6 protein-coding genes are annotated in these 12,978 nt (G+C 46.9%); 3 read left to right on the top strand and 3 right to left on the bottom strand.

What is annotated here, in order from left to right:
• On the top strand, positions 1-4,199 hold a 4,199-nt coding region (locus ACBR23_RS21880; RefSeq protein ID WP_371125681.1), incomplete at its 5' end, for an FG-GAP-like repeat-containing protein.
• 158 nt (positions 4,200-4,357) lie between these two features.
• Positions 4,358-5,224: an alpha-1,2-fucosyltransferase gene (locus tag ACBR23_RS21875; RefSeq protein ID WP_341737017.1), complete on the top strand. Its 867-nt coding sequence runs from the start codon at positions 4,358-4,360 to the stop codon at positions 5,222-5,224.
• Between the two features lie 66 nt (positions 5,225-5,290).
• On the opposite strand, the gene ACBR23_RS21870 is transcribed toward ACBR23_RS21875, so the two are convergent.
• Both ACBR23_RS21870 and ACBR23_RS21865 read right to left on the bottom strand, forming a co-directional pair.
• Complete coding sequence (locus ACBR23_RS21870; protein ID WP_371120412.1) at positions 5,291-6,559, bottom strand: M16 family metallopeptidase; 1,269 nt, start codon at positions 6,557-6,559, stop codon at positions 5,291-5,293.
• Positions 6,560-6,623: 64 nt separating this feature from the next.
• On the bottom strand, positions 6,624-7,889 hold the full coding sequence (locus tag ACBR23_RS21865) for a M16 family metallopeptidase (protein WP_371113939.1): 1,266 nt from the start codon (positions 7,887-7,889) through the stop codon (positions 6,624-6,626).
• A 334-nt stretch (positions 7,890-8,223) separates the two neighbouring features.
• Between ACBR23_RS21865 and ACBR23_RS21860 the strand changes: the two genes are divergently transcribed.
• On the top strand, positions 8,224-9,249 hold the full coding sequence (locus ACBR23_RS21860; RefSeq protein ID WP_371120413.1) for a hemerythrin domain-containing protein: 1,026 nt from the start codon (positions 8,224-8,226) through the stop codon (positions 9,247-9,249).
• A 706-nt stretch (positions 9,250-9,955) separates the two neighbouring features.
• Here ACBR23_RS21860 and ACBR23_RS21855 read toward each other — a convergent pair.
• Positions 9,956-12,499 (bottom strand): SdrD B-like domain-containing protein, encoded by a 2,544-nt coding sequence (locus ACBR23_RS21855; protein ID WP_371120414.1) that lies wholly within the window; start codon positions 12,497-12,499, stop codon positions 9,956-9,958.
• Positions 12,500-12,978 lie beyond the last annotated feature (479 nt).

Here is a 12,978-nt window from a genome sequence, read left to right as displayed (position 1 = left end):
CGCCTACAACGGGTACACCAACTCCAACGCCTACAACTGGTACACCAACTCCAACGCCTACAACTGGTACGCCAACTCCCACACCGACAACGGGTACACCAACTCCCACGCCTACAACTGGTACGCCAACTCCAACGCCTACGGGAACACCGCTACCGCCAAATTCGCCCACACCGACACCAACTCCCACATCTGCTGGCATCACCGTCTCCCCTACCAGCGGATTAATCACCACTAAAACAGGTGGCAAAGCCAAATTTACCATCAAACTCGATAGCCCGCCGATCGCTCCTGTAACTATCGGTTTGAAGGTTTCTCCTCAAACTCAAGCAGAAGGTAGTCTGTCCATTTCAGAAGTTATCTTTACACCTCAAAACTGGAATATACCCCAGGAGGTAACGGTAAGAGGAGAGGGTGGTGTGATCAATGCTAATGCGAACCGATCTTATACAATCGTTACCGCCCCTGCGATCAGCACTGACAGCAAATACTCAGGCCTTGATGCCTCTGATGTCAGTCTTACCAATATGTTTGTTTATTTAGAGACAAATCCCGAACGAAATTTTCCTCGGATTATTGTTGGGCCGACACAGCAATTGACTACCACAGAAGCTGGTGGAACTGATAATTTCAGCGTTGTCCTCACTCGCAAACCTATTGCTGATGTTTTCATCCCCATCAGGAGTGACAACACAGCAGAAGGAACAGTTTCTGTATCGACGCTGAAGTTCACTCCTGATAATTGGGATATAGCTCAGACGGTTACAGTCCAGGGTGTTAACGATAATGTACTTGATGGCGATCGCCCCTACAAAATTATCCTCGATCGGGCTATCAGCAACGACGATTTGGCGATCGGCAGCCCTGGAACTCCCAGATACTCACTTGTCGCTCCTCAAGATATCAGCGCCATCAATCTCGAACGCAATTACACTTTCAGCAAAATCAATACAGAAATCTCCAGTAATTTCAACGGCGGAGCAATTAGCCCTTGGGGAGACTACAACGGTGATGGGAAACTGGATTTTATCGCTGCGGGGGGTCTTAAGTCACTTACCAACTTCGGTAGCGCCGATAACTTCACGCGCACTTCGCTGTACCGGAACACAGGCAGTACATTTACTGATGACAGTGGTATAGGTTTAGATTTAGCTTCTGCCGCATCTTGGGGAGACTACGATAATGACGGCAAGCTAAATTTTGCGTTACAAACAGTAGGAAATGGCAGAATTCAGCAGCCACCTCCTCTCAAAATCTACGGCGGCGATGGATTCAACTCCCAACAGACAAGTTCCGCTGATAGTTCCCAAGCATGGGCAGACTACAACAATGACGGCAAACTCGATCTGCTTAATGCTACCCAGCAAAACTTCAGCATACTTTACCGCAACACCAGCAGCAGTTTTACGCCAGATACTACAGCCCAACTCCCCCGCGTTTCTAATAGTTCGGCTGCATGGGGAGACTATGACAAAGACGGCAAACTCGATCTCCTGCTAACGGGCAATAGTGTCTCAGGCAAAATAACCAAGCTGTTTCGCAATACTGGCACTGGGTTTACGGAAGATACGACTGCTGTCTTGCCCGGTGTTTCTGATGGTTCGGCTGCTTGGGGAGACTATGACAATGATGGCGATTTGGATATCTTGCTTGCCGGCGATAGCGTTTCAGGGCAAATAGCCAAAGTTTACCGCAACACTAACAACCGCTTTAGCGAAGACACAAATGCCGTATTGCCCGGTGGCAGTTTTGCAGCTTGGGGAGACTACGACAACGATGGCAAATTGGATATCTTGCTCAACAGCGAATTGGACAACAAGTTTTACAGCCAAATTTACCGCAACACTGGCAGTGGCTTTAGCGAAGATCCCAACGCTGGACTGACTGGTGCGAGTTTTGGAGCTTGGGGAGACTATAACAGTGACGGCAAATTGGATATTTTGCTGGGAAATCAAGTTTACCGCAGCAATACTGCGATCGCGAACACTCCTCCCACAGCACCCACAGAGCTATCAGCTTTACCTTTTGGTAGAAATGTGACTTTTAACTGGAACAAAGCAACGGATGCTCAAACTCCTGCTAATGGTTTAAGTTACAACCTACGAGTTGGCACGACACCTGGTGGCAGTGATATTCTCGCCCCGATGTCTCTCAATGACGGCACTCGGCAAGTTGTAGCGCTGGGTAATGCCAACCAAAACACCCAGTGGCAACTCAAAGACTTGTCTCCGGGGACCTATTACTGGAGTGTACAGGCGATCGACACTGCTTGGGCAGGTTCCCCTTTTGCCACTGAAGGGACTTTTACCACCGTCGCAGTCCCCAACCAACCGCCAGTCTTAACTAATCCTATATTGAGTCAAGGTCGTAACAAATTCCGCACCGACTTGAATTTGACTCTTGCTTCCAACACGTTTACCGATCCCGATCCAGGTGACAAACTCACTTACTCCTACTCAATAATTCCAGAGCCCATACCCAATGTCGGCCCCTTCATACCCAATCCTCTCGATTGGTTGGCCTTCAACCCCGATACCCGCACTTTCATTCCACCCAATTGGCTTCAGTTCGACCCAAATACACTGACCTTTAATGTTGATTTGAATGCTGGGAATGTCCCTTCACTATTCTATTTGCCAATTGAGGTGACAGCAACGGATAATGCTGGTGCCACTGCCACAGACTTTTTCCATCTGTACCGCAATGGTCTTTCTGGCATCGCAATTGACGGCTACATTTCAGGTGCAACCCTCTTCCTCGATGCCAACAAAAACGGCATCAAAGATACCAACGAACCCTCAACTATAACTAACAGCGACGGTAGCTTTAATCTCTACATCCCCTTCGAGACTTTCGACACCAACAAAAACGGAGAAATCGACCCCTCAGAAGGAAATCTAGTAGCCACAGGAGGCACTGACACCGCCACCGGATTACCCCTAGAAACACCAGTCACCGCACCACCAGATTCTAGTGTTGTCACCCTCCTAACCAGCTTAGTCGCCGACTTAACCGACAAAGGAATTGACCTAGAAGAAGCCCAATCTTTAGTCAAAGCAGCCCTTTCTCTCCCCGCTGAAGTTGACCTGACTAGCTTAGATCCAATCTTAGCTACCAACAACAACCAGCCAGGGGGAGTCCAAGTCTTAGCAGCAATGGTGAAAGTCCAAAACTTCATCACCCAAACAACCGCTTTGATTGACGGTGCTTCCAGTGCAGCCAATACCAATATTGTCAAAGCTGTTGTCAGTTCAATCACGAACCAAATTCAATCAGGTACAATTTTAAACCTCAGCAACGCAGCAGCCTTAGAACCCATCATTCAGCAAGCAGCCGCGAAAATCCAGCAGATTGACCCCAGTTTCAACAGTCAAAAAATTACCCCAATTACCTCGCAATCCGCGACAGTAATGGCAACAGCCAATCAACGCATTGATAGCGCCATCTCCAGCACAACAACATCAATTCCTCAAGCAGTTGCCCGCGTCCAACAAGTAGCCTTGGGCCCAACAACTCAAGATTTCAAAGCGATTGGTGCGGGAACTAAGACAATCGCCCAGGTAGTTACTGACAATACTGGTGCTGCTTTAGATAGCCGACTTCAAGCAGTGATATTGCCTGTGGGAATTGCCACTCCTATTATCACTGGCGATGCGGATTTGGGCAGCAATTCCCAGAATGCCATTAACGGTACAAATGGCGATGATACTCTGACTGGTGACAGCGCCAATAATGTGTTGATGGGCATGAAGGGCAATGATTCCCTCGATGGTGGTACTGGAAATGACAGTCTTTTCGGCGGTAAAGGTAGCGATACTTTGCTCGGAAATAGTGGTGATGATGCCTTGTTTGGCAATCGCGGTGCTGACATTTTGAATGGTGGCGATGGCAATGATATTCTGCTAGGCGGTAAGGGTGATGATTTGTTGACTGGCGGCTTGGGAAGTGATACTTTGACAGGTGGTGCTGGCAATGATAAATTCTTGCTATCTACCAATTCAGGTATTGACACCATTGATGATTTTGAAGTTGGTAAAGACTTGTTAGTATTGGGTAGCGGGCTGAGTTTTTCGCAATTGGCTATTGTCCAAAATAGCGGTGCAACTTTCATCCGCATTGCGCAAACGGGCGAAACTTTAGCGGCTCTTAGTGGAGTTTCTGCTAGCAGTATCAGTGCAGTTAATTTCGGGTTAATTTGAGATTGAATTTAGCCATAAATTAGTTACTACTAATACAAACCTGCGCTAAATTTGCAGCTAATATTGTATAGCAATCGCTCAGACAATGAAGGCGATTTGCTATACAATATTAAAGTGTACGCCTGCTGGAAGCTGTCTTAAACCATAGGTAATATCTCATGATTTCTTTCTCTAAGTTAGGAAACTACGGAAGACTGGGCAATCAATTATTTCAATACGCATTCCTGAGAACAACAGCACGACGTCTGGGAACTCAATTTTTTTGCCCTAAGTGGGATGGTGATGATATCTTCAACCTGAAGGACGAAGGTGAGCGTGCTAGCGCACCCGCCGGGATTGTTCATTATTTCGACCCTCATCCTGAAGCGGGCTTTACACCGGCAGCGCTTTCAATAGGAGACCACACTGAAATGCAAGGTTTCTTTCAATCTGAAAAATATTACTCAGACAAGCAACTTGTACGTGAGTGGTACACTTTCAAGAACGAGATTGTCACTGAGGTAAAAAAGCTCTATGGCGACATTTTGCAAAAGGATTGTGTTAGCTTTTCGCTCCGCCTCGATACCGACTACGGCAATACCAGAGAATATTTCCCGCTTTACCCGCTTTCTTTTTACAAGAATTCCTTAAGTGCGATCGAACCCAAAGGTTCGATTCTTGTGTTTTCCGATCGTCCAGATTTAGCCAGAGAATTTTTGCGTGACATTAAAGAGCATGAATTGATCTTTGTAGATAACCTGAATGCTCCTCAGCAGCTTTATTTAATGACCCTATGTCGAGCTAATGTGATTACTAATTCCACTTTTTCCTGGTGGGGTGCTTGGTTGAACCCGCACCCACAGAAAATAGTAGTAGTTCCGACAGCGTGGTGCCGCCCAGGGGTGCCCAACCCGGTTGAAGGTATTCTCTGCGATGATTGGGTCAAGCTACCAGGCACTAATCCTATCTTAGATAACTTTCAAGTCTGGAGAGTCAGACACCCCATCGCGACTGTCAAAAGGCTGTTGACTCGTTTCCAAAAATAAATACTAATTTCTATCCCAGGATGGAATCGATCGAACTTTTCACAAGTTCGATCGCACTTTTCCTCATCAACAAACCGCCACCAGCCCAAATTCTGTAATCGCAGCCTCCGGGCCTACCAAAGAAACATAGGGTTCTACGAAAAATTTCCTAGCAGCATCCCGCGCTTCTGAAGCTGTCACCTGGGCAATTTCTGCTTGGAATTCTTCGTCAAATTTAATTCCCAATCCCAAGGTTTCGTACCAGCCTACAACTTGAGCAATTTGGGAATTAGTCTGTTTTCCTAAAGCATATTGACCGAGGATTTTGTTCTTACAAGCTTGCAATTCCTCGTCATCAAGTTGGGTATTTGCTAGTCGATCGACTTCTGTACGCAATCCATCAAAAGCAGTCTGTGTATTTTCCGGGGCCGTACCCATATACACCACAAACTGTGCCGCATCTAACCGCGTCGCATACATCGAGGAAACATCGTAAGCCAAACCTCGCTTTTCCCTCAATTCCACAAACAATCGACTCGACAAACCATTTCCCAAATAACTATTGAGCAACTTCAGCGCTGCGTAGCCAGTATCTTTTACTGCTGGGGCCAGGTAGCCCAACATCACCACTGATTGCTGGGTTTCTTGGGGCTTCAACGCCGATTTCGGGTGGGGGATGATGGGGGGTAAGGTTAAAGTGGGTAGCGGTGTTGCTGGCGCTTTCCAGTCGCCAAAAATGCGATCGACTAGGGCGATCGCATCTGCTGTGGATATTCTGCCGGCGATCGAAATGACTACATTATCCGGGCGGAAATAGGTTTTGTGAAACTTTTGGAGATCGGTTCGAGTCAGGTTGGACATGGTATCTTCCGTGCCCAAGGTAGAGAAAGCATAGGGATGATCCTGATACATTGTCTGCCGCAGTTGCTCAAACGCGATGGAAAATGGTTGTTCTTTTTGCGATCGAATTGCTGATATAGCAATGCGACGTTCTAGTTCCACTTCTGCTTCTGGAAAAGTGGGCGATCGCATCAATTCACTCGCCAACTCCAAAATATCCGTAAAGTCGGCTGAAACGGTCTTCAAACTCACCAAAAAATAGTCGGAAGTTGCATCAGTACCCAACCTCGCTCCCACCGATTCTACACGTTCGGCAATTTCTAGGGAAGACAGGCGATCGGTTCCTTTAGTCATTACCGCCGACAGCAAGTGACACAATCCAGCTTGTTCCGGCTGTACCCAGCGACTACCCGCCCGTAGGAATATCCTAGCTGCAATAATATCTGCGGCTGGGTTTTCTGCTGCCAAGACAACGATACCGTTGTCTAAAACTGTGCGGTGGATTTCATTTTTCATTTTTAATTTAGTGGGAATTGGGAAACTGACTAATGACTAATGACTACTGACTACTGACTAATGACTAAATTGGTTTTAGCACCACGGCCGCATAGTGTTTGGGAGAAAGATATTGTCGAGCTAAACGCTGGATGTCTAATGGCTCGAATCCTTGAATTTTGGTTGGATAGCTCATCGCTAATTCAGCTTTGGCGATCGTATTGTAATACCCATAAAGACCAGCCAGTTGGGCTGGGGTTTCGATGGAGAAAGCAAAATCGTTGCACAGCAAACGCTTACAGCGAAGCAATTCTACCTCAGAAACCAGCTCAGACTGCAATTGCCAAAGTCGATCGCAAATCACACTTTCCACCCTTTCGACATCTTCCGCCGCCAACACAGCACTTATCGTAAATAAACTCGATTCCCGTTGTAAGGAAAAAGAGCTCTCGATCGCCTGTACCAATTGTAGTTCTTCCCGCAGTTCCCTGACTAAACGAGACGATCGCCCGTCAGCGAGCAACACCGACAGCAAATCCAAGCCACAAGCACTTTCCAATTGTGCTACTCCCGGCCCAGTCCAAGCCATCATCAGCCGTGCTTGTTCCAATCTAGGAAGATAAAGTTCCTGACGGCGCATCTCTACCAGTGGCGGTTCAGCTTCTGCTACCAACTTGGGACACTCCCACCTGTCGGAAAACTCCCCGAAAGCTTGGCTAGTCAAATCCATCGCCTGTGCTTCCTCAACTCCCCCAACTATCACCACAGTCATATTTTCTGGTTGATAGTGCGATCGATGGAAACAGCGCATTTCGTGAGGTGTTAGCGACATCAGCAACTCTTCTGTGCCCAATACCGATCGCCTGTAGGGATGGCACTGATAAACTGTTTCCATCATTGCTTGGAAACCCAGCCAATCGGGATCGTCTTGAGCTTGGCGGATTTCTTCTAGCACCACATCTCGCTCGCGATCGAATTCTGAATCTGGAATCGAAGCCCGCAGCAGCAATTCTGCTAGTGGCTGAGTAGTTTCTGCTAAATAACTTGCCGCCGCCGTGACATAAAAATGGGCGTAGTCGTGACTTGTCGCTGCATTAGTCACACCGCCACGATTTTCGATTATTTGGTCAAATTCGACCGGGGCGATCGAGTCAGTCCCCTTAAATATCATATGTTCTAAAAAGTGAGCCATTCCCGACCACGAATCCGGCTCCAGCGTTGCACCCGCCTTTACCCACACGTCTAGTGCGACCACAGGTGTAGCCTTCAGGTGCTGGTGAATGACCGTTAACCCGTTATTCAGCTTCCAGACGTTTGCTGGAAAATCTAAAGCAGTCAGGATTTGAGACAAGCTAATTATTCTTAAACTTTAGTTAATATTAGCGCTTTACAGATGGGCGATCGGGGTGCATTGATACAAAACTCAGTTGACTGTTGTCAGTTGACTGTTGTCAGTTGACTGCGCCGCCCTGAGCGTAGTCGAAGGGTTGACTGTTGTCTGTCAGGAAGTAATTTTTGCTTTTTTTAAACTACCTTGAGCCTTAATTTACTACCATTTTTTAGTTTAAAAGTCAATAGGTTGTGCGAGATATTAATGAATCAGTCGGGAGAAAGAGGGAATTATCAGCATATTTCAATACCTTTAAAAATAAGAACACGACAGAATTTCAGAGGAGAACAGACCAATGGTAGCTACCCTTGAAGACACCAAACGCCAAGCGATCGGCATGAAATTAGCAGACATGAAAGCACTGCAAAAGTTGCTCATCGCTAACGAAGAAATGTTTATCAAATCCTGCAACGATGCCGAACTGTGCGATCGCTTCCGGGATATGCTTGAGGACGATCGCAAAAACATGGGCGTATTAGAAACCACGATCGTTCAATATGGAATTCAATCTGAACCACAAGAAACCACCACAGAAATGATTGAAGCAGTTCAGAAACTCATGAAAGGTTCTGAACTAACCATGTTTGAAAAAGTAAGTCAGCACGAACTCCTCAAACACAAACAAACAATGGCCGGCCTGTTAGTTCACAAAGCCGCCCAAGTAGTTGGTGCCGATATCGAAGCTGCCATTACCCCCCTCAACACAGTCAACTTTGAAAACCGCGCTCACCAAGAACAACTCAAAGGAGTTATGGAAATCTTGGGAGTGCGCGAACTAACTGGAAAAGACCCTGAACAAGGCGTTTGGGCTCGCGTCCAAGACGCGATGGCTGCGATGAGCGGCATCATCGGCGGTGCTGTCACCCGCACCAAAGATGAAATGAACATCACCGAAATCATCACAATGGATCACCGCAAAGTCGATACCCTATTTATGGAAATCGAAAAAACGGACAATCCGCAAAAACTGCAAGAATTCTTTGGTCAGTTGTACAAAGATTTAAGCGTGCACGCCGAAGCAGAAGAACAAATTGTTTACCCAGCAGTTCGCAGCTATTACAGCGACACTCAAGAACTATATAATGAGCAAGCCGAAATGAAGCAAATGCTCTCACACATTAAGACTCTCAGCCCTAGTGCTACTGCTGAATTCAAAGCTCAAATTGAACAGCTAAAAACAGCGGTGAAGGCTCATGTGAAAGAAGAAGAAAACGATATGTTCCCTCAAATTCGCCGCAACTTCAGCGAAGCCCAAATGGAGCAAATGGCTACTCAATTCAAGGCAGCTAAAAGCACTTTGCAGCAAGAAATGGCTGGCTAATTGAGCATTCAGACATAATAGAGGACACGGCAATGCCGTGTCCCTACAGTATCATTTTCGGTAGGGACACGGCAATGCCGTGTCCTAATTTCTAACAATTCCGATGCCAACGAAACAGTATTATTTTCGGTAGGGACACGGCACTGCCCATTGGTGTCAACTTAACGTCAAATGTAGTCAGAGACTTCTGTTTGACTCTTAGATTTCGATCCCCCCTAGCCCCCCTTAAGAAGGGGGGGACAAGAGTCCGATCAAAGTCCCCCTTCTTAAGGGGGATTTAGGGGGATCTAGACTTTGCCTAAAAGCGATATTTATCAGGGATTTCAGGCTTAAGTTGACACTAATGGGCACTGCCGTCTCCTAATTTCTAACAATTCCGATGCCAACGAATTTGATATCATTCATCCAAAATATCAAAAAACCCGCCCTCCAAGTTGTGGTTTATGTGTAGTAGGGGCGGGTTCCACAAACAATCTTTGTCACTCATCCAAAATCTCAAAAAACCCGCCCTCCGAGAAAGAAAGAGGGCGGGTTTATATGAATTGTGAGTTTTTATCAAATATTTTCTGTAAAACCCGCCCCTACCACCATCATCCAAAATCTCAAAAAACCCGCCCTCAACAACCATAGGTTAGGAGAGGGCGGGTTTATCTAAAAAAAGCTAACTGCTAATAGTTGAATCTCAAACTAGAGACTCAACTTAACATTACAAACTTAAACCAATCTGAGAATTAGCAGGAGCACCTAACAGTGGTTCCTTCTTATCTTCAGTCAACACGAAAGTTGGTGCATTCACTGTGGAGCTCAAGCTGGTGTTATCAACAAAGCTGATACCTGCATTTTCATCTGCGACGATCAAGATGGTATCAATGCTGCTGGCCTTAACCGTAGCATCAAGTCCACCTTCAGTCAGAGGATCGAAATCGCTGCTAGAAACACTCCTTGCTGTACGAACTGGCGAAGGCACTGTGTTCGGACCAGGCACATTAAAGTTAACCGGGTTAGGACCTGTTGGGATGGGGAACGGGTTGGGAACAGAAGCCACGTTGAAGACTTCCAAAACCGAGTAATTAGCCGGAGACAAATCGGTAAAGCGAGCAATACCTTGGGCATCAGTTCTGACTAGCGGTTCGCTGGCGGCATCATAACGACCGTTCCGGTTCAAATCCAAAGTAAATGGAACACCTTCTAGAGGAACTTCGTTCGCATCTCGTACACCGTTGCGGTTATCGTCCCGGAATTTAGGAACTAACAAATCATAGCGGCGAGAGTTACCGACCAAAGCACAGGTAAAGGTTTGATTAGCACCGAGAACAACATCCACAGGTTGAGTTGTTTGGAAATAACCAGGAGGAGTTACTTCTCGAATCTTGTAATTACCAGGGGCTAAATTGTTGAATGCAAAGGTACCAAACTGATTGGTCGTAGTAGTCGGTTCTGTTGACTGCAACTGACCATCGCCATTGGTATCGAGAAAAATGGTGACACCAGCAATTGCGGGTTCATTTCCGTCTCGATAGCCGTTGAGGTTAAAGTCCTCGAATTTGCAACCAGTGATGTTGCTGTTGGGTGTGTTGGCAAAAGTAACGTTGGCATCCTGAGTGCTCAGAGTCACCGGAACGCTAACAGGTGTAGAAGCCGAGAAATTTGCCGGTACTACTTCCCGCACTGTGTAATTGCCCGGTGCCAAGTTGGTAAATGCTGCTCTCCCTTGGGCATTAGTCTGTAGTTGTGCTTCTCCGGCGTTGGCAACCCCATCATTGTTGGTGTCGAGGAACACAGTAACACCACTGATAGGTGCTTCACCCTGAGTTGGTTCGTAGCGACCGTTGGCATTCAGGTCATTGTATTTGAAGATATTGATGTTGGGTCGAGTGTTGCCCACAGGACTATTGGTGTCATTGCCAGCATTAACCCCCACAGGAGAAAACGTCAGTGACGGTGAAGGGTTACGCGCTGGTAAAGTGTTTGTTGGCGCTGCAAAAATCGGCCGCTCACCAGTTGTTGCAATGGATCTTTCCCCGACCTGTTGGGTGCCGTCACGGTTAGTATCTACGAACTTAGGATCGTTTGGCTTCAGTGTATAGGTTGAGTCTGCTACAATCAGCGGTTGCTCTTTGCTGATCGTACCCTGGAATCGTGCTTGTGGGCCAGGTGCCGAAACCACAACGGGGTTAGGAGTAGTTGCTACTGGAGCATTCAGGTTCCCAGGAGCACTACCATCTGGCAATGTGGCTGGAAAAATTTCCAATACTGGGTAATTGTTGGCTCGCAAATCCTTGAAGGTAGCGACTCCGTTGACATCGGTGAGTGCAATGGGTTCAGTGGTTGAATCCCAGCGACCGTTGTTGTTTAAATCTAAAATGAAAGGTACGCGAGCAATGGGGGGTTCCAAAACTCCATTAACCACATTTCGGGAACCGTTGCGGTCTATGTCTCGAAACTTGTTAATTTCAATTTGATAAAGCGGGGTGTCACCAACTTGAGCGCAGGCAAAAGTTTGGCCAGCAGCTACTGTTACATCTAGTAGCGGAATGTTATTAGGCGGGGTGCTTTGGAGAAAATCCCTTGTTTCTAAGGGTTCTGCGTTGGTCGCATTCACTTCTACTCCATTGGCATTGGCAGGAACTGCTGGTCTGATCCGTTCTTCCCTAACTTTGTAGGTTCCCGGTGTGACGTTGAAGGACCATGCACCGTTTTTGTCGGTGAGGGTGTTAAGTTCCCCTGCATCGAATTGCCCGTTGGGGACGCTACCGTTGCTGCCATCGAGATATATTCTGACATTTTTAATGCCCGGTTCATTCCCATCTCGGAAGCCGTCCCCATCTAAGTCCAGATATTTGCATCCAACGATCCGGCTACCTGTAACTGTGGTGTTACCAAAGAAAACGTTGACATTGCTGTTTCCAACGTTAACAGCGAGGGGGTTGGGAGTAGTAGGGCGGGAACCAGCAGGTACTGTTTCGGTAATTACGTAATTCCCAGGAACAAGATTTATGAATGAGAACCCACCGTTAGCGTCTGTCAGGACGGAGATATCTCCGTTAGCTGCGTTTAGTTGGCCGTTACTGCCGATGGCTGGTTCGAGGAGGATGGGGATGTTTGCTAGACCTGGTTCATTGGACTGCCGGATACCGTCGGCGTTCAAGTCATTGAACTTGATCCCTAAAATTGCCGGACCAGCATTCCCAACCACAACTGGCTGTAATTGAAGGGCACTGCGTAGCTCATTATCTAATTCTAATTCCATGATTTCTCCTTCACACCTAAATCCACGTAAATTACAGACTATTGTATGGGTTTGTCAATGACCAACAGCTTTTGCTGATAGCTGACAACCGCTATTCGATTTTACATAGGTCTGCGCTTGAGGCAATGTTCCGTTCTGTGAAACTTACTCCAACCTACTGATTGTAAGCTGAAATTCACTTCCTGCTTCACTCTGGGGAGTCGGCTCCTACCAGTCCACAGGCTTAACATCAGGCAGAACTTGCCTTACTTTTTCCAACGAGGCTTTTCACACAACAAGGCTTTAAGCTTTGTCGCTGGCAATTATATCAGGTTTTGAAGAACCGTGGTAATTTGAGCGCAATTTTTTAAGAATTGCGTGCCCAGTTCCTCTTCCCCTAGACCACTAATTTTTCTATCTTTAAAATGGCTAAGACTCTCTCAGAATCTTGCTCCCAATCTACAACCAAGCTTCGGGGTTCCCGGAACTCTGGCTTGAGT

Origin of the sequence: Microcoleus sp., assembly GCF_041354475.1 — a bacterium.
Lineage (GTDB): Bacteria > Cyanobacteriota > Cyanobacteriia > Cyanobacteriales > Microcoleaceae > Microcoleus.
The sequence above is the reverse complement of the archived record's forward strand: the minus strand, read 5'-3'. Positions and strand labels throughout refer to the sequence as shown.